At 57.5% G+C, this 21,236-nt stretch carries 20 protein-coding genes; 6 read left to right on the forward strand and 14 right to left on the reverse strand.

The window, feature by feature from the left end:
* Positions 1 to 10: 10 nt before the first annotated feature.
* The 4 genes from NC979_RS22535 to NC979_RS22550 form a co-directional block, all read right to left on the reverse strand.
* Positions 11 to 541 (reverse strand): hypothetical protein, encoded by a 531-nt coding sequence (locus NC979_RS22535; RefSeq protein ID WP_190519695.1) that lies wholly within the window; start codon positions 539 to 541, stop codon positions 11 to 13.
* A 135-nt stretch (positions 542 to 676) separates the two neighbouring features.
* On the reverse strand, positions 677 to 1,144 hold the full coding sequence (locus NC979_RS22540) for a MarR family winged helix-turn-helix transcriptional regulator (protein ID WP_190519697.1): 468 nt from the start codon (positions 1,142 to 1,144) through the stop codon (positions 677 to 679).
* A 116-nt stretch (positions 1,145 to 1,260) separates the two neighbouring features.
* Complete coding sequence (psaC, locus tag NC979_RS22545; RefSeq protein WP_006515950.1) at positions 1,261 to 1,506, reverse strand: photosystem I iron-sulfur center protein PsaC; 246 nt, start codon at positions 1,504 to 1,506, stop codon at positions 1,261 to 1,263.
* A 315-nt stretch (positions 1,507 to 1,821) separates the two neighbouring features.
* A complete protein-coding gene (locus tag NC979_RS22550; RefSeq protein WP_242024033.1) occupies positions 1,822 to 2,538 on the reverse strand; it encodes an aspartate/glutamate racemase family protein in 717 nt (238 codons plus the stop codon).
* A gap of 167 nt (positions 2,539 to 2,705) precedes the next feature.
* Between NC979_RS22550 and NC979_RS22555 the strand changes: the two genes are divergently transcribed.
* The 4 genes from NC979_RS22555 to NC979_RS22570 all read left to right on the forward strand — a co-directional run bounded on the left by NC979_RS22555 (position 2,706) and on the right by NC979_RS22570 (position 7,699).
* Positions 2,706 to 3,065 carry a rhodanese-like domain-containing protein gene (locus tag NC979_RS22555; RefSeq protein WP_190519699.1) on the forward strand — a complete coding sequence of 120 codons (360 nt, stop codon included), beginning with the start codon at positions 2,706 to 2,708 and terminating at the stop codon, positions 3,063 to 3,065.
* Between the two features lie 31 nt (positions 3,066 to 3,096).
* Positions 3,097 to 4,806, forward strand: a complete 1,710-nt coding sequence (locus tag NC979_RS22560; protein ID WP_190519701.1) for an NACHT domain-containing protein — start codon at positions 3,097 to 3,099, stop codon at positions 4,804 to 4,806.
* A gap of 281 nt (positions 4,807 to 5,087) precedes the next feature.
* Positions 5,088 to 7,400, forward strand: coding sequence for a glycosyltransferase family 2 protein (locus NC979_RS22565; protein ID WP_190519703.1), 2,313 nt, complete (start codon positions 5,088 to 5,090; stop codon positions 7,398 to 7,400).
* Positions 7,401 to 7,477: 77 nt separating this feature from the next.
* Positions 7,478 to 7,699, forward strand: coding sequence for a DUF2283 domain-containing protein (locus tag NC979_RS22570; protein WP_073608782.1), 222 nt, complete (start codon positions 7,478 to 7,480; stop codon positions 7,697 to 7,699).
* 176 nt (positions 7,700 to 7,875) lie between these two features.
* On the opposite strand, the gene NC979_RS22575 is transcribed toward NC979_RS22570, so the two are convergent.
* Positions 7,876 to 8,352 (reverse strand): Hsp20/alpha crystallin family protein, encoded by a 477-nt coding sequence (locus tag NC979_RS22575; protein WP_190519705.1) that lies wholly within the window; start codon positions 8,350 to 8,352, stop codon positions 7,876 to 7,878.
* A 278-nt stretch (positions 8,353 to 8,630) separates the two neighbouring features.
* Positions 8,631 to 9,740 (reverse strand): DUF1517 domain-containing protein, encoded by a 1,110-nt coding sequence (locus NC979_RS22580; protein ID WP_190519707.1) that lies wholly within the window; start codon positions 9,738 to 9,740, stop codon positions 8,631 to 8,633.
* A 403-nt stretch (positions 9,741 to 10,143) separates the two neighbouring features.
* Between NC979_RS22580 and NC979_RS22585 the strand changes: the two genes are divergently transcribed.
* Positions 10,144 to 11,343 (forward strand): YbaY family lipoprotein, encoded by a 1,200-nt coding sequence (locus NC979_RS22585; protein ID WP_190519709.1) that lies wholly within the window; start codon positions 10,144 to 10,146, stop codon positions 11,341 to 11,343.
* Between the two features lie 484 nt (positions 11,344 to 11,827).
* Here NC979_RS22585 and NC979_RS22590 read toward each other — a convergent pair whose 3' ends face one another.
* Together NC979_RS22590 and NC979_RS22595 are read right to left on the reverse strand one after the other, a co-directional pair.
* Positions 11,828 to 13,519, reverse strand: coding sequence for a CocE/NonD family hydrolase (locus NC979_RS22590; protein ID WP_199308862.1), 1,692 nt, complete (start codon positions 13,517 to 13,519; stop codon positions 11,828 to 11,830).
* Between the two features lie 79 nt (positions 13,520 to 13,598).
* On the reverse strand, positions 13,599 to 14,084 hold the full coding sequence (locus NC979_RS22595; protein ID WP_242024034.1) for a cupin domain-containing protein: 486 nt from the start codon (positions 14,082 to 14,084) through the stop codon (positions 13,599 to 13,601).
* Between the two features lie 377 nt (positions 14,085 to 14,461).
* On the opposite strand from NC979_RS22595, the gene NC979_RS22600 reads away from it, so the two are divergent.
* On the forward strand, positions 14,462 to 15,595 hold the full coding sequence (locus tag NC979_RS22600; RefSeq protein ID WP_190519711.1) for a SpoIIE family protein phosphatase: 1,134 nt from the start codon (positions 14,462 to 14,464) through the stop codon (positions 15,593 to 15,595).
* A 116-nt stretch (positions 15,596 to 15,711) separates the two neighbouring features.
* Here NC979_RS22600 and NC979_RS22605 read toward each other — a convergent pair whose 3' ends face one another.
* The 6 genes from NC979_RS22605 to NC979_RS22630 all read right to left on the reverse strand — a co-directional run bounded on the left by NC979_RS22605 (position 15,712) and on the right by NC979_RS22630 (position 21,230).
* Positions 15,712 to 16,038, reverse strand: a complete 327-nt coding sequence (locus NC979_RS22605) for an STAS domain-containing protein (protein ID WP_190519713.1) — start codon at positions 16,036 to 16,038, stop codon at positions 15,712 to 15,714.
* A 60-nt stretch (positions 16,039 to 16,098) separates the two neighbouring features.
* Positions 16,099 to 17,187: a glycerate kinase gene (locus NC979_RS22610; RefSeq protein WP_242024035.1), complete on the reverse strand. Its 1,089-nt coding sequence runs from the start codon at positions 17,185 to 17,187 to the stop codon at positions 16,099 to 16,101.
* A 10-nt stretch (positions 17,188 to 17,197) separates the two neighbouring features.
* Positions 17,198 to 18,913: a DUF3352 domain-containing protein gene (locus NC979_RS22615; protein ID WP_190519716.1), complete on the reverse strand. Its 1,716-nt coding sequence runs from the start codon at positions 18,911 to 18,913 to the stop codon at positions 17,198 to 17,200.
* 402 nt (positions 18,914 to 19,315) lie between these two features.
* Positions 19,316 to 19,726, reverse strand: coding sequence for a hypothetical protein (locus tag NC979_RS22620; protein ID WP_190519718.1), 411 nt, complete (start codon positions 19,724 to 19,726; stop codon positions 19,316 to 19,318).
* 22 nt (positions 19,727 to 19,748) lie between these two features.
* Positions 19,749 to 20,411, reverse strand: a complete 663-nt coding sequence (gene arsH, locus NC979_RS22625) for an arsenical resistance protein ArsH (protein WP_190519729.1) — start codon at positions 20,409 to 20,411, stop codon at positions 19,749 to 19,751.
* Between the two features lie 171 nt (positions 20,412 to 20,582).
* Positions 20,583 to 21,230, reverse strand: a complete 648-nt coding sequence (locus tag NC979_RS22630; protein ID WP_431191108.1) for a pentapeptide repeat-containing protein — start codon at positions 21,228 to 21,230, stop codon at positions 20,583 to 20,585.
* Positions 21,231 to 21,236: the final 6 nt, after the last annotated feature.

Here is a 21,236-nt window from a genome sequence, read left to right on the forward strand (position 1 = left end):
TGGGCTAGATTTAGCCCAATGCGTTCTTTTGGGGCGGCATGCCTGGAGCGCGTCGGCCCCAGGGCTTAAGCACCGAGATGCCAATAATAATCAATAGGCAGATCGCCTGCACCAGCGTGCCGATCAAAACGCCTCTAGCCTCAAAGGCATAGGTGGGGTTGGTCATAGCTTGCAACCCTTCCACAGAGGCAATTTGCTCAGCACCACTGCCCCAGGGAAACAGCCAGAAGGTGCCGAATACCACTAGCCCGGTTGTCAAAATCCACTTGGTGATTACCCAGTAAAACTTGGTGAAGCCGTAGTTGGTACCCCAGCAAAGCGCTGTGGCAGTGAGCACTGAGCCAATGGCGGCAGGAATCACTATATAGTCATCAAGCAGATTAATGGCAGAGTTGAGTGCATAAAGCGCATCCCCTTTATCAGAGGCGGTACTTCGCAGCGAGATCAAAAACATACTCAGTACGGCGCCAGTCCAGAGAGCTGCAAAGGCGATGTGAGCCGAAACCAGCCAGCTTTTTTGTTTGAGGCTGAGTTTTGCCATAGCTTTCTCCCAAATACTCTAAATTTGACCAAAAGCTCTTGACTGACTCAAAAAGTGTCAGCCAAATTTACTTAACATACTAATAGTCAATATATTAAGTAATCTCGATGGGGTCAACAGGAGGGCGATTATTGCTTAGGTGAGGTTATGAATGATTTGCTCCAGCAACTGCGTAACGGCAGCCTGATCGGCTTCCGAGACCCCAGTGGTGGCACGCTGAATAGTCTCTGCGCCGACGGCGGGCAATATGTCCATCAGCTTCCTGCCCTCGTCAGTGAGCCAAATGCGAATGATACGGCGATCGCTAGGGTCGCGCTCGCGATACACCAGATGTCGATCTTCCATGCGATCGACAACCCCAGTGAGGGTGGCCCCAAGCTGCTTGAGTTTGTCGGCAATGCCCGAGGTTGATAGGCCATCTTCTTCCCACAGGCAGCACAACACCAGATAGTGAAAGGGGGTGAGGCCGTAGGGTTCTAGCCGCTCCAAAAAATCGCGATACATGAGCTGGGACACCAGCTTGACCTTGTACCCCAGGTTGTAGGGAGCTAGGGCGAAGCGCCACTGGTTGAGGAAATCGGCATTGGGGGAGGAACTGAACATGTAGGCGAAGCTGCGATCGCTCTAGCTTAAACTGCAAATTCGCAAAAAACCCCTGGGGGAGTTAATCCCAGGGGCTGGAGCTTAATGACGATAACTATGGCTAAATAGCAGGGTGCCTAGTAGGCCAGACCCATGCTACGGGTGGTTTCAGCACCCAGATAAACTCGAATGCTCAGAAAATCGGTGGGGCAGGCGGTTTCACAACGCTTGCAGCCCACGCAGTCTTCGGTGCGGGGAGAGGAGGCAATTTGCCCGGCCTTGCAGCCATCCCAGGGCACCATTTCTAGAACGTCAGTGGGGCAGGCGCGCACGCACTGGGTGCAGCCAATACAGGTATCGTAAATTTTGACAGAATGGGACATTGAAACAAAACTCCAATGTGGGTCACGACTGGGTTTGACAGCTTTAAGGAGGCCCTCAAAGGTTGGTCAAAACGGTCTATGCAGTAAGGGTTTCCTAATCTTTGACCAGTCTATAGCGAGAGATTTCAGCTCTTATCGCCACCCCCCGCAAACCTTAACGGATCGTAATATGGGCAAGGGTTGTGGCTCACAGATGATGGGCTGTCAGGATCCCTAGTGCCGTAGCCTAATTTTCTAGGGTTGTGGCTGGCGCTTGGTATAGCCGTTGCCAAAATGACTAGAGTCCAAGCACAAGGACACCGCTTTAAACTGCGGTCAGGTTTCTACTGATCCCAAAGCAAGCGCCACAGCGGCCTCGGCGTGGATGCGGGTAGTGGGAAAGAGGGGCACCGTCGCCATGGCATCGCCAACCAGCAGCTCTAGCTCCGTACAGCCCAGTATCACGCCTTCGGCCCCAGCGTGGACCAGTTGCTCACAGAGCGCCAACACGGTCTCACGGGAGGTAGGCGTGAACTGTCCTTGGCATAGCTCGTCGTAAATGATCTGGTGGACGGCCTCGCGCCCGGCGGCATCGGGCACCAGCACATCTAAATGGTGGCTGGAGAGGCGATCGCGATAAAAGTCTTGCTCCATGGTGAACCGGGTGCCGAGCAGGCCAATGCGTTGCAGGCTCTGGGCTTTAACACAGGCGGCGGTCACGTCGGCAATGTGCAGCAAGGGAATGGAAATACGGGCCTCGATCGCATCGGCCACCCGATGCATGGTGTTGGTGCAGATCAGCACCATACTAGCTCCAGCCATTTGCAGCTTTTGGGCGGCTTCCACCAAAATGCTTGAGATCTCCGCCCAATCACCCTGGTGCTGAAGGGTGACCAGATCGGCGAAATCGACCGAGAACATAATGATCTTGGCGGAGTGTAGCCCCCCGCACTGCACCTGCGTAGCTCGGTTGAGAAGGCGGTAGTACTCTAGAGTTGACTCCCAGCTCATGCCGCCGATCAGGCCAATGGTTTTCATCGGAGGGGTTGGCATGGAGTTACCGAGGAGAGGTTGTGCCCAGGGTTATATCATCTTTCTGGTACCTTCTTAGGCACCCTTCCGGAGCGATCAGTTAAGGTTGCGTAAACCTGCAAAAGCCTGGCAGAGTTAAACGGATAGCCTCAGCCCGTCGTTCTACCGTTGCCCTCTAGAGTTGGCCTATGACCGTTTCTCCCAACCCTGCCCCCTACGCATCCCTCAGCGTTGAGGCCCTGGCCCAGCGTCTAGCCGAGGCCGACGATGCAGTGCAGCTAATCGACGTCCGCGAACCCAGCGAACTTGAACTGGCCAGCCTGCCCGGTTTTGCTAATCTGCCCCTGAGCGAGTTTGCCGAGTGGTCAGAGACTATTCACAGCCGCTTTGAGCGCGATCGCGACACTATCGTGCTCTGCCACCACGGCATTCGCTCGGCCCAGATGTGCGGCTGGCTAGCCCAGCAAGGCTTTACCCAGCTCAAGAATGTGACCGGCGGCATCGATGCCTATGCCCTGCTGGTCGATCGCGCCGTGCCCCGCTACTAGCCTGCTGTTTGGGTTCTTTCCCCTTGCCCCCATGGTGACGACTTTTCTGCGATCGCTGCTCCCTGAACCGCCGACGGTGGCCAGTTTGAAGACCCTGGCCCAAGGAGCCGATCGCCAGATCGCGGCCCGGCGGGCGGGGTTGCCGCTGGTCACGCCGCGCCGCGATATCCCCATGAACTATCGGGTGTGGGGACTCAAGTTTGGCAGCCAAGACAATGAGGTGCTGACCTCGGTAGGGTCGATCGCCGACCGGTTTCAGCGCGACGGCATCGACGGTCGCCTGCTGATTTTGGGCGAGGCGGGCGTCGGCAAAACCCACACCCTGCTGGCGGTAGGCGAACTACTGGCGAAGCGCAGCGGGCCGGTGCCGGTGCTGGTGGATGTCTCAGCCTGGACTGGAGAAACCATGCGCGATTGGCTGATGGTCAGCCTGTGGCGCGATTACCGGGTAGCAAAATCCGATGCCAGCTACTGGATCGACAATGCCCAGCTCACACTGTTAATCGACGGGTTCGACCACCTGCCCACCGCCCAAAAGCGCAAGTGCGCCGCGGCGGTTGAAACCCTGCTGCGCAGTAACCCCAACCAAACCGCCCTGCTCTGCTGCCGCCGCCAGGTGCTGGAGTCGTCAGGGCTCACTTTTGACCAGTTCAACGGCGGCATCAACATCATTCCTCTAGCGGCCCAGCAGGTCAAAGACTACGTGCTGGCCCAGAACCGGCCCGAGCTATGGCCGATGATCAAGGGCAGCAAGCTGCTTCAGCAGTTGGCCAGATTGCCCCTGGTGCTAAACCTGCTAGTGGCGATGCCCAACCTGGCGGTGCCCCCCCTGCGCAGTCGAGCCGACCTAATCGGGCGATATCTGGCTGAGGGGTTAGCTAAAGCAAAGGGCGACCCAGCCCAGCACCGAGCAGCCTTGAGCTGGCTGGCCGAGCAGCTCAGCCAGCGCCCTCGTACCTTTTATTTGGATGACCTAGATCGGAGCTGGCTGCCCGAACCGCGCCAGTTACTCTATCGGTTGTTGGTGGGGCTAGCGATCGCCTTAATCATGGGGCTGGTGGGAGGCAACCTGCTGCTGGGAGTAGCCCTGGGGCTGATGGCCTCGCAGATTGATCTGGAGAGTTTTCCCTATGTGCGGCTGGGGGTGGCGATCGCTCCCATGAGTCGCCTAATTTCCCTAGCGCTCACCTGCGGCGGGCTAGCCCTGGTGCTGGGTCTCGGGTTGGGCAGCGTGGCCGCCCTAGTGCTCAGCCCCTTTGGCCTTGGGGTAGTCGGGTTTGGCGGAGCCGGGGCCGTAGGTGCCGTGCTGGGCTGGAGCTTAGGTTTGGTCGGGCTGCTCCAGGGCGGGGTGCCTGGGGCGGCTCAAATTCGCCAGATCCCCAATCAAGATGTGACCCTGGCCCTGCGGAATACGGTGGTGCTGGTGGCGGTGCTGGGCGCGATTTTGGGGCTACTGCTAGTACTCCCTGCAGTGGTGAGCGGTCAGCCGCCGCTGATGCTGTTGCCCCTCAGCCGCCTGAGGCTGATCGTGGGGTGCCTGGTGATTCTCACCCTGTGGTTGTCTTTTAGCTTGCAGCACGCTCTGGTGCGGCTGCTGTTGGGCGGTAAGCAAGGTCTGCCTCAGGCGGCACGACCCTGGCTTGAGACCATGGTGACGGCTGGGCTGCTGCGGCGCATCGGAGGCGGCTATAGCTTTGGTCACGAAGAACTGCGTCAGGCGATGGTCGAAGACCAGCCCTAGGGGCCAACGCACTAGAAAAACCTGGGAGCGATCGCTCCCTCTGTTGGGTAGGCGTCATCTGAATAACGCGCTAACGCGTACAGTAGGCAGGGTTGTGGCCCGGCTACTACGAGCTTTGTCTTCGATAGCGGTAGATTAGACCCGATTTCTGGATGTCTGCTACTGCGTGCTTGCTCTACTTAGGCCACTCTCAAACACGTCGGCCAAAATTTACTGGATAGTGCTCGGTTAGCTGGCCTGAGGCTGCACCCGCCGCTTCTGCTCTTTACCGTCTTTTAGCCATGCCGTCTCTATCGAGATCTGTTTCTAAACCGATCGACAAGGCTAAATCGCGCCCGCCGGTACGCTGGGCGACCTTGATCATAGCCGCGATCGTAGGGCTGTCGGCAGCCATTGTGCTGGCCTGGTTTGTGGGTGAAGCGCAGATTACCAAAATTTTTGCCCAGCTCCAGATGTTGCAGAATCAGCCCCCGATGTGGCTTGAGGTACCCATGGTGGCTGCCCAATATTTGGTGGCCCCCACGGTGGTGCTGCTGCTGCTGGCTTTTGCCATCACCCGCATTTCGCCTCGGCCTCAGCCCTGGTCGCGGTGCGTTGTGATTAGCATTTTGCTGGTTTTGGTAACCCGCTATCTCGTCTGGCGCTGCCTCTCTACCCTCAATCTAGCCTCACCCCTAGAGAGCACCTTTAGCCTGCTGCTGCTTGGGGTGGAGCTGTTTGGCCTCACCATCAGCATTATTCAACTGCTGCTGCTGCTGCGGGTGCGCGATCGCCGCTTCCAGGCCGATGCGCTAGAGCACGAGGTCATCCAGGGGCATTACCAGCCCTGGGTAGACGTATTTATCCCCACCTACGATGAACCAGCCTTTATCCTGCGCCGCACTGTCATCGGTTGCCAGGCAATGGATTACTCGCGCAAAACCGTATATCTACTCGACGACACCCGCCGACCTGAAATCAAAGCCTTAGCAGCAGAATTGGGCTGCCAGTACCTGACGCGCCCCAACAACAACCACGCCAAAGCGGGCAATCTCAACCATGCCCTTGGACTCACCCAGGGAGAACTGATCGCCTCCTTTGATGCCGACTTTGTGCCAACGCGCAATTTTCTCTGCCGCACTGTGGGCTTTTTTCAAAACTCAACGGTGGGGCTGGTGCAGACCCCCCAAAGTTTCTACAACCCTGACCCCATTGCCCGCAACCTGGGTTTAGAAGGGGTGTTAACCCCCGACGAAGAGGTCTTTTACCGCCAGATTCAACCCATGCGAGACGGGTCAGGCAGCGTGGTCTGTGCCGGCACCTCGTTTGTGGTGCGCCGCAGCGCTTTAGAAGACAGCGGTGGATTTGTCACCGAATCGCTCAGCGAAGACTACTTCACCGCCATCCGCATAGCGGCCCTGGGCAACGAAGTTATCTATTTAGACGAACAGCTCAGTGCGGGCCTGGCAGCGGAGAACATCTCAGCCCACGTCACCCAGCGGCTGCGGTGGGCCAGGGGTACCCTTCAGGCGTTTTTCATCGACTCTAATCCCCTAACTATTCGAGGGCTGTCTCTGCTGCAGCGCCTGGGGCATCTCGAAGGACTGATGAATCAGTTGGGCAGCATTCCCCGCCTAGTGCTATTGCTGATGCCCTTGGCCTACTCGTTTCTCAATGTGGTGCCTATTCAGGCCAATACCCGCGAAGTGCTGTATTTCTTTTTGCCCTACTACCTGGTGCAGCTCACCGTGTTTGCCTGGCTCAACCACTACTCCCGCTCGGCGCTGATTTCTGATATTTATTCGGTAGTGTTGGTGTTTCCCCTAGCGGCGGCGGTGGTGCAAGCTCTAGTCAGACCATTTTCGAAGGGTTTTGATGTCACCCCAAAGGGCACGTCTAACCAAACGTTTCAGTTTAATTGGCGGCTGAGCCTGCCGCTGGTGATTTTGTTTGGGCTGACCGCCGTCAGCCTGTGGCGCAACTTGGGCCTGTGTTTGATGGTCGGCTGGGGCAGTGACAGCTATGGTCTCCAAGCAAAGGGGCTGGCCTTGGGCTGGCTGTGGAGCGCCTACAACCTGGCGATGATCGCGATCGCTCTGCTAATTTTGCTGGATGTCCCTCGCCCCAACCCCCATGTGTGGCTGGATCTGCGCCGGGTGGTGAAGCTGTCGCCCCGGCTGTTTCAGGTGGCGTCGGACGATGGCCTCGACCCCAGTCCCAGTGGCCCTATCCCCAAAACTTGGTGGGGCATTACTACGCAAATGTCAGAGGCCGGGGTTGAGGTCGCCCTCACCCAGCAGGTTTCCCCAGAGCATCCCCTCAGCGTAGGGATGGCGGTAGATCTAGAAATCGCCGAGGAGGCGATCGCCCTAGAAGGCATCGTCACCGCCGTAGTCTACCAAGACGAGTTGCCCCATCTGCGGGTGCAGTTTGGCCCCATGGCCCCTGCCACCTACCGTGCCCTGGTCACCACCCTGTTTTGCCGCCCTGGTCAGTGGAAGCGGTGGAACAGCCCCGGCGAGCTGCGATCGCTCGGGCTGCTGCTACGGGTGCTGTTTTGGCCAAGATGGGCGCAGGACCTCAGTTCTAGAGCAATGCCGGTGGCCAAAGGGTAAACCATCCGCCCAGAAACACTCTATGATGGCGGCTATCACACTACCCACCGCGCCTTTGTCGCCCTGCGCTCCAGCCTATGCAGATCACCTACGACCCCGATCGCGACATCCTGCAAATCGCCTTTAATCAGCGCGAAGTCGGCGAAACCGCCCGCATTTCGCCCAACCTCATTCTCGATTACGACGACGACGGCATGGTTGTGGGGCTTGAGCTGCGCGAGGCCTCTCGCCGGGTTGATAGTCCCCTCTCGGTCACGTTTACCGTAGGCGACGCCGATCTCGAAAAGCCGCAGCCGTAGAGGCCCAGCAGAATTGCCTGGGCTAGCTCCAGGAGAACTGAGTTTAGGGTAATTGCAAATTCAGTGGCGCAATGCTGCAATCAGCGCAGCAAAAAAAGGGGAGGCAATGCCTCCCCAGTCATCATGACTTACTCTCAATCATCAATCGTTAGCGCAGAGACATCTCTTGCTCTGAGTTAGGCTTCACCCGCTTCAATGGCGGGGTTTTCGTTGCCACCTAGGCTGATTTTGACGACCTTATTGCGGGCTTCAACCACCTTGGGCAGAGTCAGAGTCAGCACGCCGTGGGTAAAGTCAGCCACAACTTTGTCGTTCTGCACAGCGTCGGGCAGATTGACCATGCGCTGGAAGCTGCCGTAGCGGGTGTCGTCATAGAGCACCTGGGTGCCTTCTTCGGCAGGGGCTTCGGGAGCTTTGCGAACGCCAGCAATGGTTACACTGTCAGCGGCTACCTGCACGTCGAGGTCGGCAGCAGTGACGCCCACTAAGTGAGCCGTCAACACGAAATCATGGCCGTGGTCAACTAAGCGAATGGCAGGAGCCCAATCGGTCTTAGTCAATGCTTCATTGGTGAGATCGCCGAAGGCCTCGTTGATCTGGCGACGAATGGCATTAATTTCGGTGATGGGGTCTAAGTAGCGACGAATAATCATAGGTTCTAAACCTCCTGGTACTTGCCTTTGCAAACGTCTAAGGTGAGTCAGGTCAAGCATTTGCGCTTTCACTCTCTACAGCTACTATGGTGCGCCAGAGCTGCTTCTACCTCCAGTCGTAGGAACCCTACTGTGATGGCGAACTTCCCTCCCGTACCAATTGTGGGGTTAACCGTAAGGCAATTTTCAGCTCGAAACCGGCTCGACGAGCATCGAGACGTTCTCACCACCGATACTCCCAAATTCAGAGCCGCTCTCAGCTGCAAGTGATGGGCAGTCTAAAGCGTGACTAGGTCGGGATAGTTGGCGAGCAGTTCATCGCCGCTTAGGCTATCGGTGGGGTCCTGGGGTGTCCACAGCAGCTCGTAGACCAGCAAATAGGCAGGAGAAATAGAGCCTAAGCGCTGCAATACCGCTCTTAGGTCAGCAACAGAGTTGACGGTGCTGAACAGGGGGCGATCGTCTGCCGTGCCCAACAGCAGCGTCACCACAATGTGCGAGGCCACATCTCCGCTGGGGCCGACGGACATCGCCCGTCGCTGCACCTCGCCGCCCACATTCACCAAAGTTTCGACGGTGAACTTACTGCGCTCTTGAATCGACAGCCGCTCAAATCGTTCCGCCGCCTGCTCACGTCCGGCCACCGTCTGCGATTCGGCTCGCACGTGGGTCCAATAATCAGGGTGACGCAGCAGCGCCAGCACTGTTTCGCGCAGCTGTGCGGCTAGCCCCGTCGGGGTAGTGAGGTCGGCATTGAGGGCAATGCGATCGAGGTCGCGCTGAAGATCTCTTGCCCCCGCTAGCAGCACTATCTGTAGACGCGTCACGGTGACAATGTTGTTGAGCAGTTCACTCTGGCTACCCGCCGTCGCTGGGCTGTCAAACCGACTAGTGCCGCCCTGCAGATAGTTAAACGCGATGGGCAGCAAAATAAAACCTACCACCACAATCACAATCAAGAACCCACCGCCACCGCCACCGCCCGTGCCCACATACACCGGAGCAGGAGCATAAGTTGGGTAGGGCACAATCACTGGCCCTGGGGCCGAGCGATAGCCGTAGCTACCGCCACCGTAACTGCCGCCATAGCCGCCACCATAACTGCCTCCATAACCACCACCATAGCTAGGCAAACTGCGCGGAGCCGAGGGCGCAGGCGCAGAGGGACGGCTGAAGGAGCCCCCTCGGCTCATGCCGCCGCTGACGGACTGCTCTCTAACAGTTCCCGATGGCAAAAAGCCCTGGCTGAGCCGCTCCTCGATCGCCCCTAGGGAAAGGTGATGGCTCTTCACCACCGGCACTACCCCCAGATAGACCACCATCGCAATCATGACGGTAGTGGCAGCAATCATCCACCAAAGCCGCTTAAAGCTAGAGCTCACCTGCATCACGGGTTCTCCAATAGTTCATTCAATGTAGAGTTTGTAGATCGCTAGAACCTCTCCTTGAGTATCCAAGAAACTTCATAGCTTGGGGGTTAATAATCCTAAACTCATCGTCCGTAGCACCCTTGAGAGAGCACTAGTGGCAAAACTACATCTGGAATGGGTGAAGTGGGTCAGGGGTTATCAGTGCAGGTCTAGCCGTTAGCGCATCCGCTCGGGTTGGCACGGTCATCAGTTAGCGAGGGCCTAGGCAGGTTACGTTGCCAAAACCGTAACTCCACACCGCTTCCTTATAGTTCATTGATAGATTGCCTAAGGACTCAGGGGAGATACAGTCAGCGTTTTGAGCCACGCCTAAGCAGAAGACTGTGGTTCTCCCTGCTGAACTTTAGGTGTGAGATTCATCATGAACAAGCGAGTGTTTTCTACTCTTTTAGGCGCTGGTTTAGTAGCTGCTTCTCTAGGCGGTGGAGTGATGGCAGGGGGCCAAGCCCTGGCCCAGCCCCAGCCCGAATGGCACAACTGCATGACCCGTGAGGTGTTTACGCCCGAGAAGCAGGCTTGGTGCGATCGCTGGGACACCCTGATCAACGGTACCTACACTGTGCCCCTCGGCTTTGGCTCCGAGCCTACTTTTGAAACCGTCACCCTGGAAAATGGCGAGTACAATCGCCCCGGCGAACTGCTGGTCAGCATGGCCAAAGAACCCAACTGGCTGGCCTTTGGCGATATCAACGGCGACGGCAAAACTGATGCCGCCGTATTTTTTGGCGTTAACCAGGGGGGCGGCACTAATCTGGTCACCTACGCAGCAGCCGTGATGGATGTGGACGGCGAAGCTCAGGCATTGCGCCCCGTCGCTGTGGGGGAACGAATTATGCTCAACGGCCCTACCACCATTGAAAATCAACGCATTAACGTGTCGCAGCTGACCCAAACTGAGGTAATCAACCGCAGTTTCGTGGTCGATGACGACAGCCTCAGCGAGCTGGCTCAGCTGCCGGGGCCGGTAGATTCCAGCGTGCTCGATGGCACCATCGTGTTTTCGCAGACGCCAACCTACGCGGTGAGGGTATTTACTCAGCAAGGGCAGCCTCGCATCAACCTGTTTAACAAGACCACCGGGCGGCAAGAGCTAAATGCGGCCCCGGCGACCGCTAACGCTTCCGCAGCAGGCACCATCTTCACCCACAACGGCACTCCCGCCGTAGAGGTAACGATCGCTGCTAACGGCGCCCAAACCATTGAGGTCAACAACGCCGTGCAAACCAACTCCGCCAGCGTGACTGGCACCGTCGGCTATCTGCCCCGCATTGCCATGCCCCCCAACGCTGTTTTGGAGGTCAGCCTGGTAGATGTCAGCCGGGCCGATGCGCCAGGGGTGGTGCTTGCTTCTCAGAGCATGGTGTTTGGCGATCGCCAGGTACCGATCCCCTTTGAGCTGGTCTACAACCCCGACCAGATTGACCCACGCTTGAGCTACGCGGTGCAGGCCCGCATTATTGTCGACGGGGATCTACGATTTACCACCACCAGCCGCTTTGCAGTAATCACCCAAGGTAACCCCACCAATGTAGAAGTTCGGGTTGAACAGGTTTCGCGGTAAGCCTAGGGCAACGAGTGGTTCTATCGGTTATAGAACTAATCGTGAGAACCACCCGCAAACCAATGCTGTTTACTTATCCTGACTTTCCAAGGCAAGCAGCGTGAAGATTCTAGCTAGGCTGCACTAAAACCCCTCCAAGCCAGCTTTTGCCAGGTTGAGGGCATTGGATTCAGTATTAAACGCTAAGCCTCTAAACAGCTCTACGAGAAAATACTGAGTACATTTGCTCATTAGCTTAGGTTATCAAATCAACACACAATCAGTAGAGATTGTGTTAATGAAAATCTGTACTTGTTGTTACAATGAGAGACGGAGGAGATGAGAGCCCTCCAGCGGAAAAATTATCTAACCTTCGGCGCTGCACAAAACGCTGAGTTTTTGATGGTTTCTTCCAGATTGAGAGAACAACGTAGATATTTAGTATCACCCACGTCGGCTTCCCTAGGGAGCCGATTTTTTTATTCTTTACGATCGCGATCGCCCTTCACTCTGCCTCTAGAGGTAACTTTACGCAGGAGGGGTAAACCGCCCCGTGGGCAAGGGTTACGGTGATGATCCGATAGTCTATCTGCGCACAGTCTCCAGGTCTCGCCCCAGTACCGCTATTAACTGCGTAGGCGGGAAAACAAGAGGCCGCCACGCTCAGCCACAGGCGTTGACCGGGGACTAGGGTAGCAGCCGTGGGCTGTAGGGGCAGCGTCACCCTCTGAGGGCTAAGGTTTGCCACATCAGGGTTATCAACCCGGCACTGCCCTTGGGTGAGGTTGATCACCCGACCATCGTCATGCACCTCCGAGAGCACCACGCTGAGGTCAAAGCTGGAGGCATCGGCTCGGCAAAAAAGGGTAGCGATCGCCGTCCCCACCAGCCTTAGTCCTTCGGTCAAGGGAGCGGTCGTGTAGGTCAGTACGTCGGCGCGGCTGTCGATCAACCCTCGGTCAAAGGGGCCAGCGGGCAACCCGCAGTGGCCACCCATGGAGGGCACCGGTCGCCAAGGGTCATGCACAATCACATCCTCAGATGGAGATGCCGGTTGTGTCGGGAGTTGAAACAGGTGTGGGCTAAGCACGCCGTCATCCTCGCGCATCCCTGCCAGGCCGCTACTGCTTAGGTAGAAGGGTTGGCCGGAGTTGATCGGCCAGCGATCGCGCCCCTGCCACTGGTTCACCCCCATCACAAACAGTTGAACAGGAGATTGATCACCTGGGTCAGAAGGGGAGTCCTTCAAAAACCGGTCAAACCAGCGAACTTGCAGGCGATCGATCGGGCTGTCGGCCTCCGGGCCAAAATTCACCGCTCCCACTCGGCGACTCCAGGGCAGATGTCCCCACGGGCCAATCCACAGTTCTTGAGGGGCGCTGCTCTGGGAGACCATTTGCTCATACAGGCGCAGGTTACCTCGCAAGTATGGGTCGTACCAGCCACCGATGTGCAGCATGGGCAGATTCACCTCGGCTAAGTTGGGCTTGAGCGCCTGCCAGTAGTCGTCAGGCTGAGGGCGATCGAGCCACTGGTGAAAAAAAGAGTCGGGAGCATGGGTTTTCAGCACCTCAGGCCGGGCAGGCACGGCATCGCCCAAGGGCAAGGTACGGGCAGCCTGGCGAAGCGCTTGATAGGCAATAGAATCCTCTTTTAAGCGAGCGGTTTCGGCGGCGAGTTGGAGCGCCCAGCCCAGGCCAATTTGCAGGGGCAAAGCTCCGTTTTCGTAGGCCCAGTCGGCGTAGAGGTCATAGCCCACCATCGCTGGGGCGATCGCCTTCAACGCAGGCGGCTGCTTCGCCGCCGCATATAGCTGGGTCATCCCTTGATAGGAAAACCCGTACATACCGACTTTTCCATTGCTCTGGGGTAGGTTTGCTGCCCACTGTACGGTGGCATAGCCGTCGTTGGCCTCGTGGCAAAACAGGTCAAATTCCCCACCGGAGGTACCCCGCCCCCGTACATCTTGAATCACCACAATGTAGCCGTGGCTGGCGTACCAGGTAGGGTGGGCATAGACCACGGTGGATGCGATCGCTCGTCCGTAGGGCTGCCGCATCAGCAGCACCGGAAATGGCCCCTCGCCGATGGGATAGTACACATCGGCATCGAGGCGAATCGCCTCCCCCTCGGGTGGGGGCAGCACCAGCGTTAGGGTTTGCGGGGGAGCAACAGCGTAGAGGCCGGGAGTGAGCAAGGGTTTACAGAACGGTAGGATGCTGGCCCTAAATGGGAATGGTGGGCGATGCCCACCCTACGGGACAGAAAGAGTGATTTTAGGGCTTGGGAGAATCGTGACGGCCTAAAACAGCCAAATCTTCATTGTCTAGCTCAACGGGGGTGCCACTGCGAATCAGCTCGGCAAAGTCTTCATTGGGCACCATGATGCACAGGGTATAGAGTCGGGTAGAGCCAGTGTTTTCGACCACATGCACCCCGCTAGGTGGCACCAGAATGCTATCTCCCGCCTGAATCGCAACGGTTTTGCCATCGCAGGTGGCGCGGCCTTCGCCCTTGAGCACGAAGAACATTTCAACGGCAACCTGGTGGCGGTTAGGTGGTGTTTTGCCGCCAACGTCAAAAATTTCGACGCAGTAGGTCAGCGACATATTGGCAATGGTGGGGTCAAACACCAGGGCAAGACGGTTACTATCGCCGGGGCTAATGCGAAAAGCCTGGTAATCCTTCGGCGACTTGTACACCGGAACGACGCAACTAGTAGGCAACGAGCAGGTCAAGGGATCCATAACCATAGTATCCATAACCGGTTGGCCTAACGGAACGGCATGACTATGCTAAACAGACTCCCGCGTAGATCACAGTAGCTCACCGTACCTTTCACAAAAAGTTGCCTAGTCAGGGGTGACTGCCGAAACTAAAACTACAGATTTAAGCGGGCAGGAATGGTTCCAATGGTTAACCATTCACCTCTGTAGCTTTTGGACTCTAAAGAGATTGCGTAGGATCTTTATGAAGTCCCTGGCTGGAACAGTTTAGGGTTACGCTAAACCTCAGTATCCCCATCTAGCTGTGGTGCTAGGCCAGTGGGGAAATCTAGAAACGCCTGGTTGCTCTACTACCGTTATCAACGCTACTCGTTCTCCAGGTCTACGGTTACTCCCTTGGTCTCAAACGCAGCATGATCGACATCCTCATCATTGAGCACGATGCCGCCACAGAGCAGTTTTTGGTCAGCGCTCTCAAGCAGCAGGGTTACAGCGTAGCCACGGCCCGCAGCGGGGCAGAGGGCCTCACCCTGGCCGAAAAGCTTCTGCCGGGGGTGATTATCTGTGACTGGAATATTCCAGGTAGCATCGACGGCTTGGCTATCTGCCAGGCGCTTAAGCATCATCCAGTGCTCTCGATTACGTCACTGTTGCTGCTGACGGCCCGCTACAGCACCGCCGACCGAGTCAAGGGGCTAGAGATGGGGGCTGACGATCTGCTCTCAAAACCAGTGGATATCAACGAGCTCAACGCGCGGGTGCGAGCAGGGCTACGCATCTATCAGCTCACCCAGGACTTGCGCCAGCAAAAGCAGCGGATGGAAGCTGAAATGGCGGAAGCGGAGGGTTATGTGCGATCGCTCCTGCCCAATGACCAGGTCGGCAGAGTGCCCATTCAATCGCGGTTTTTGCCCTCTCAGCAGCTCGGCGGCGACTGCTACGACTACTACTGGCTCGACCCTGACTATCTGGTGATCTATTTGCTCGATGTCTCGGGCCACGGGCTGGGGTCGGCGCTGCTCTCCACCTCGGTGCTAAACGTGCTGCGTGCTCAGTCGCTGCCCGATGTCAGCTTCTACCGCCCCGAAAAAGTGCTGCGAGCGCTCAACGAAACCTTTCAGATGAGCGATCAGAACCAAAAATATTTCACTATCTGGTACGGCGTGCTCAACTGCGCCAACCGCCAGCTGCTCTACGCCAGCGCTGGCCACCCCCCGGCGGTGCTGGTGTCAATCGATGCCGACCAAAATGTGACCACCACCCGCCTGCGCACCCCTGGCATGCCCGTGGGCATGCTGCCCGAGGCCAAGTACCAATGGCAGCGCTGCCAGCTGCCCCCCAACAGCAGCCTTTATTTATTCAGCGACGGTCTCTACGAGGTGCTGCAAGACAATCAGCAGTACCTCGGGTTGGACAATTTTGTAGATTTGCTAGCTGTGGCTAAGCGCGAGCGCAGTATCGACCACATTCTCGACACCGTAATTAAGCGTCAGGCGGGGGATGTCGCCAGTGATGATATGTCTTTAATGATGGTCAATTTAGACTAGTCCTCGGCAGCCTCAAGAAAGCGACTTTACCAAGGGTGTCAGGTTTTAGGTGCAGGGTTTAGGGCCATTTTTTATACTTGAAACCTCAAACCTTGCACCTCTTTGAGTATCTAGACCTAAGATACTTTGAGCTTGGTATCTTCAAAGGCCTGACGGTTTTCATAAATTTCAAATACTCGGTCCATGCTGGTAAGTTCAAACAGCATACGGACCTGGTCATTCATAGAGCAAATGCAGAAGCTACGGTTGAGCGCTCGCGCCTTTTTGAGCAGTACAACCAGCGTGCCCAGCCCTGAACTATCGATAAAGGTAATCTCTTTTAAGTCAACTAAAATAACTTCGACTCCCTCCTCGAGTAGTGCCTCGACAGACTCGCGAAATTCTTCAGCTTTAGTGCTATCTAAAATACCAGTAGGCTCAATAACTTGAACGTTAGAATTCATAATAAAAAATCATTATCCAAAATTAACAACTGTTTGGTAGACAGCAACTTAGCCCATTAGCTAAATAATAGCCAATGCTGGAGAGTATATGGCCCTAGGGGTGCGATCGCGGTCGATTTCTACCACTAGGTTAACGTGTTCACCATCGCGCTTGAGGGCCGCAATAAATAGCTCGGGGTGCAGGGCACACCAAAAATACTCCACAAACGCATCGATGGTGGCATCGCTCATGCCGGTTTTGCCCTGGGCCTTCATCTGGTGCTCGGCGTCTTTGCGCCACTGTTTGCTCAGGCGGTAGTCGGCTGGGCACAGCACCATCAAGCGATCGAGACAGTCCCATAGGGGCAGGTAGGTAGCCAGTTCAGCGTTCATGTCGCGGGCGAACTGGCGATCGGCTTCAGTGACAATGGGCTCTGGGGCTTGGTCAAACTGCGCCGGCTCGATGGGGCGTGCCCCCAAAAACCAGCCCTCAAACAGCAAAATATCCACATCCTGCACCCACTCCGGGTCGGTGCGATCGCCCTCGCCACCGTGCAGCGATTTGTCGAACCGGGGCAGGGCCACAGCCTCCCCTGCCCCCGCTGCGCGAATCTGGGTCAGGGTGGCTAGGCCCAGGTCGATGTCGTGGGTGCCCGGCGGCCCGCGCCACCGCAATCTCGGGTCAACCTTAATTAGCGCCTGGCGATCGCGGTAGGTCTTGTAAATATCGTCAATGGAGAGACCCACTGCCCGGTAGCCCATCACCTGTAGAATGTGCTGCAGAATCAAGGTCAGGGTGGTTTTTCCTGTTCCCTGGCCGCCGAGCACTCCCTGAATTAGTGGGCCAGCCTGGGCATCGCGGGCCCGTTTGAGAGTGAGGGCCAGGGGCAGCCACAGTCGCCAGTACAGTCCTAGGTAGCGCTCCATCGGCGCGGGAGGCAGGGGCAGTGTGTTGTGATGGGCCTTTAGGGTTTGCAGCCAGCCCAAGCGCTCCTCTAGCTGAGCCGTGCCATTCTCGGGATTAATGCCCCAGGCCGCGGCCTGGCTGGGGTCAGCTAGTTCCCACGCCAGCAGCTGCTGACGCTGGGCGTCGTCGAGGGCACTGCCCGCCAGGTAGGCGGCCAGCAGGGGCGCGATCGCGAAATCCATTGAGTTTATCGGGTCTGCCATCACTGCATCGTCACGATTGATTGCTGAGCTGCACCAGAATACTGCCGGTCTGCATCGCATCGCTGCGATCGCCACTGACTAGCGTAATCTGTCGTAGATGCTTGAGGGCAGGCTGGGCCGCAGTGCTCCACAGCCGCCACCGGGGCAGCTGACCGGCTAAGCCAGCCTGAATCTGCGGCCAGTCGATGTGAACATAACCGGTGCTGGGGCCAGGCACCTGGGTCACCTGAGACCACCAAGCCGGGCGCTGCCGAGGTACTGCAGCGGGGTGAATGACGGCATCCAGCATGGCGGGGGAAGCGGCCAGCGCCTCGTACTGATCGACCTGGGCGTGCAGCCCCGCCACCTCAGCCACCACCTGCAAAGGCTGTGATCCTCGCTTGGGCAGGGCAAGACGAGTCCACGCGATTGCCGGAGTGCCTCGCAGATCCAGAGACCCTACCCCTAGCCCCTGCCCTTGGGCCAAAGCGGTCATGGCATCGAGCGCGGCAGCCAATGGCTCGCTCTGAGGTGCCACCACCACCCAATCGGGCAAGCCGGTTGCAGCCGTTCCAAATCCCACACCGTAGGCCTGGTCTACTCCTGTCTCTAAAAGATTCGTCGCGCCCTGGCCCAAAGCACCGTCAATCAGCTTAGCCAACGGAAAACTTCCCTCGCCCGTGGGAGAGGCCAAGGCCAGCAGGGGATTGATTCGCTGCCCCAGGGTTGCTAGGTCAGAACCGATCGCAGTTACCGCCAAGTTCTCTGGCAGGTAGGGCACAATATCCCAATCGGTTGCCGTAGCCCGCTGAGGATGGAGACGATGCCCCTGGGCGGCCAGCAGGGCTGTGTGGCCCACTAACCCCTCGCGGGAAAGCCGCCACGACATCAGTGCCCAGCCCACTTGGTCATCAGCGGTTCCTATCTCACCCAGATCAACCAATGTCTCAGCAAAATTTCTATCGGGGTTGAGCCACTGGCTGACCGCAGGCAGGTTCAGCGCCAGCAGCCCCACCCGCTGATTGGGCAGCTCCCCCAGGGCGATTTTGTAGCGGCGATCGCTTTGAAGATTTAGGTCCGTAGACTGGGCGGCGGTGAGTGCCTGGCGCAATACATCGGGGTGGTTGGCGGCCAACACGTAGCGGTCGGCGACCAGGGCTGTGGCCAGCGAGGCCGTTTCTGCTTGGGCCGATCGCGGCGTGCTCCGCCGGGCGTAGATCAGCCGATTGCCTGAAAAATCCTCAAAGGTAAGAGCGTCACCAGCGATCGCACGGTTCTGCCAGTACAGCTCTAGCGCCGCCTGGGCCGCCGCACTGTCGTTGCAGGCCAGGGCAACCAGATAGCCAGGAGTGGTGCCGTTGGTGGGGTCTTGGTCGAGATCGGGGGTTACCATGGCGGCGGTCACCTCTTCCCCTAGCCACGGCTGGATATCGCGGCTGTAGCTGAGACCGGTATTGGCCAATAGCGCTTGCTCAATCAGTTCCTGGTCGTGGCGGGTCTCCTGGCGTAGGCGGGGGGTAGCCAGGTATTCCCACAGGCTGGCGAGGCGATCGGGGCGCACCAACACTGAGGCAACGATGGGCGACTGCTTGGGCACAAACTGAAGCGCCAGCGGCTGAGCCTGCCCACCGCGCTCAATCAGGTATAGAGGAGTGTTGAGCGTCAAACGCCCCAGCAGGCCCAAACCCAAGACCAAAACCAGCCCAGCGACAATGGCAAGGGGTCGAATAAACGAGCGAAACTTCATTGACCTCACGCCTGCAACCCAAAAACACCCGCAGCGCGACTGCTCACGCCAACTAATTCTCCTTAGTGTATGGCCCTTCGAGCCCCGTAATGCCTCGGATGCCAACGGGCTGTTTAGAAATTAAACAATGTAAATTTTCGGGTTCCTAGGAGTTAAGCAAAATTTGGCGCTAAGTAGTGGGGGCGAGACTGTTAGAGACTGGTGCAGGAAAGCAAATTGCGGCCTTCTTAGATAGAGCAAAGCAGTCTCAAATGCTGTAGTTGCCTCAAAATTGGCCCGATCAGCTGAGCACAGACAACGGCATCGAGGTTCTGGGTGGAGTCGTAGCTTACTTCACCAGGTTGACGAATTTGCTGACGCGATCGCCCTCAGCGCCGGAGCCTTACCCATAACCCATGCATTCTATTCCCAATCCACCAGCTGAATGCGATCGATGTAGTTGAGGTTGGCTAGCTCGATCAGAATGTCTTGGTAGTTGGTCTGGTAGGTGTTGCCAATGGTCAGCACCTCACCCTCGCCGCAGCCAATACGTCCTCGGCTCTGCGGGAAGAACTGCGCTGAAGGGTCGATGGCGCCCACCGCTTGGGTGTAGGCACCGCCCGCAGGAATGCAAAACTCGTAGTCGAGCGATCGCTTGCCGTCGGCTGGGCCAAAGAGTCCGTTTTCATCCAAACTGCTTAGGTCAAAGGCAATTTTATTGATTGCGCTGCTGTGATCTGCGGAGGGCACGGGCTGGCAGGCGAAGGTCAAGGCAAGAACCGCTGCCCCTAATGGCAGGGCGGCGCTGGAGCGCGAGCGGAGAAATAGGGACATGGCCAACTCCGGTTGAGGGTGCTCAGGCTTGGCTAGGGGCAGTGCCGATGGACTGGCTGATGATGGCTTGGGCCTGCTTTTCAGTCTCGGCCTTGCGCTCGCTGTAGCGATCGGTGAGATAGTCTACTTGATCGCGCAGCAGCAGGGTGAATTTGTAGAGTTCTTCCATCACGTCGATAACGCGATCGCGGTAGGCCGAGTCTTTCATCGTGCCATCGTCGTTAAATTCCTGATAGGCCTTGGGCACCGATGACTGGTTGGGAATCGTAAACATCCGCATCCACCGGCCCAGCACCCGCAGCGTGTTCACCGCGTTGAAAGATTGCGAACCACCGCTCACCTGCATCACTGCCAGGGTTTTGCCCTGGGTGGGTCGCACCGCCCCCAGGCTCAGAGGAAGCCAGTCGATCTGGTGCTTCATCAGGCCGCTAATGTTGCCGTGCAGCTCGGGGCTAGACCACACCTGCCCCTCCGACCACAGCACAAGATCGCGCAACTCCTGCACCTTAGGATGGTCATCAGGTACGCTGCCGTGAATCGGCAGATCGTGGGGATGAAAAAAGCGCACCTCGGCTCCGAAGCCCTCAATGATTCTGGCGGCTTCCTCAGCTAGCAGCCGACTGTAGGAGCGATCGCGCAACGAACCATAGAGAAATAAAATTCTCGGTTTGTGGTCAAAGCTCATGGGATTCCTCTCCATTGAGAGTCTCAGCTTGGTTTTCTGCCGCCTTGGCGATTCACCCAGCCTAGCTAACCGTTGCTGAATTACCCTGCATTCCTCAATACAGCCACACCGGCTGATGCGGGCTGCCGCGATCGCAGCCCCGACAGACGAACCCCCTTCAAGAGCAACCCCCTACTTGTCTAGGTGTGTGCCAATCAGGCAGGCTCCAGTAAGACTAACGCCGTCAAGCTGAGTACTAGAGAGGTCGGCACAAAGCAGGTTGGCGCCGCCCAGGGAGGCTCCCGACAGATTGGCCTGACGCAGATCCGCCTCTTCTAAATTCGCGTTGTCGAGCCGTGCCCCCTGCAGATCGGTCTGAGAAAGGTCGGCCCCCTTCAAGTTAGTATCGCTGAGGTTTGCTCCCCGCAGGTCGGCCCCGCGCAGGTCAACCCCTTGCAGGTTGACCCCCATCAGGTTGCAGCCACTTAAGAACGCTCCAGCTAGGCTAACTCCGCCCAGGCGCGCCCCCATCAGGTTAGCGCCTCGCAGATTTGCGCCTCGCAGGTCGGCTCCAGTCATGTCGCACTGCATCAGGTTCGCACCCCATAGATTTGCCCGCAGGTCTGCTCCTATCAGGTTGGCTCCCATAAGGTTAGCCCCTTCTAAATGAGCTTTGACCAGGGAGGTGCGGCTTAAGTTGGCACCCACAAGGGTGGCCCCAGCCAGGTAGATACCCGCCAGGTCAGCACCAGAGAGGTCCTCATCTTCCAGATCAGCCCCGGCTAGGTGACGGAGCTTGCCCGATCGCAGGGCGGCAATATCTATGGAGTAGGTGGGCACAGAAGT

It is taken from the genome of Leptolyngbya subtilissima AS-A7 (genome assembly GCF_039962255.1).
Lineage (GTDB): Bacteria > Cyanobacteriota > Cyanobacteriia > Phormidesmidales > Phormidesmidaceae > Nodosilinea.

Bases quoted from the DNA above. Each gene is read 5' to 3' on its own strand.
- NC979_RS22570 (WP_073608782.1), top strand. From the start codon at position 7,478: ATGCAGATCACCTACGACCCCGATCGCGACATCCTGCAAATCGCCTTT.
- NC979_RS22585 (WP_190519709.1), top strand. From the start codon at position 10,144: ATGAACAAGCGAGTGTTTTCTACTCTTTTAGGCGCTGGTTTAGTAGCT.
- NC979_RS22535 (WP_190519695.1), bottom strand. From the start codon at position 541: ATGGCAAAACTCAGCCTCAAACAAAAAAGCTGGCTGGTTTCGGCTCAC.
- NC979_RS22555 (WP_190519699.1), top strand. From the start codon at position 2,706: ATGACCGTTTCTCCCAACCCTGCCCCCTACGCATCCCTCAGCGTTGAG.
- NC979_RS22610 (WP_242024035.1), bottom strand. From the start codon at position 17,187: ATGGCAGACCCGATAAACTCAATGGATTTCGCGATCGCGCCCCTGCTG.
- NC979_RS22620 (WP_190519718.1), bottom strand. From the start codon at position 19,726: ATGTCCCTATTTCTCCGCTCGCGCTCCAGCGCCGCCCTGCCATTAGGG.
- psaC (WP_006515950.1), bottom strand. From the start codon at position 1,506: ATGTCCCATTCTGTCAAAATTTACGATACCTGTATTGGCTGCACCCAG.
- NC979_RS22575 (WP_190519705.1), bottom strand. From the start codon at position 8,352: ATGATTATTCGTCGCTACTTAGACCCCATCACCGAAATTAATGCCATT.
- NC979_RS22605 (WP_190519713.1), bottom strand. From the start codon at position 16,038: ATGAATTCTAACGTTCAAGTTATTGAGCCTACTGGTATTTTAGATAGC.
- NC979_RS22540 (WP_190519697.1), bottom strand. From the start codon at position 1,144: ATGTTCAGTTCCTCCCCCAATGCCGATTTCCTCAACCAGTGGCGCTTC.
- NC979_RS22595 (WP_242024034.1), bottom strand. From the start codon at position 14,084: ATGGATACTATGGTTATGGATCCCTTGACCTGCTCGTTGCCTACTAGT.
- NC979_RS22600 (WP_190519711.1), top strand. From the start codon at position 14,462: ATGATCGACATCCTCATCATTGAGCACGATGCCGCCACAGAGCAGTTT.
- NC979_RS22580 (WP_190519707.1), bottom strand. From the start codon at position 9,740: ATGCAGGTGAGCTCTAGCTTTAAGCGGCTTTGGTGGATGATTGCTGCC.
- NC979_RS22560 (WP_190519701.1), top strand. From the start codon at position 3,097: ATGGTGACGACTTTTCTGCGATCGCTGCTCCCTGAACCGCCGACGGTG.
- NC979_RS22615 (WP_190519716.1), bottom strand. From the start codon at position 18,913: ATGAAGTTTCGCTCGTTTATTCGACCCCTTGCCATTGTCGCTGGGCTG.
- arsH (WP_190519729.1), bottom strand. From the start codon at position 20,411: ATGAGCTTTGACCACAAACCGAGAATTTTATTTCTCTATGGTTCGTTG.
- NC979_RS22550 (WP_242024033.1), bottom strand. From the start codon at position 2,538: ATGCCAACCCCTCCGATGAAAACCATTGGCCTGATCGGCGGCATGAGC.
- NC979_RS22565 (WP_190519703.1), top strand. From the start codon at position 5,088: ATGCCGTCTCTATCGAGATCTGTTTCTAAACCGATCGACAAGGCTAAA.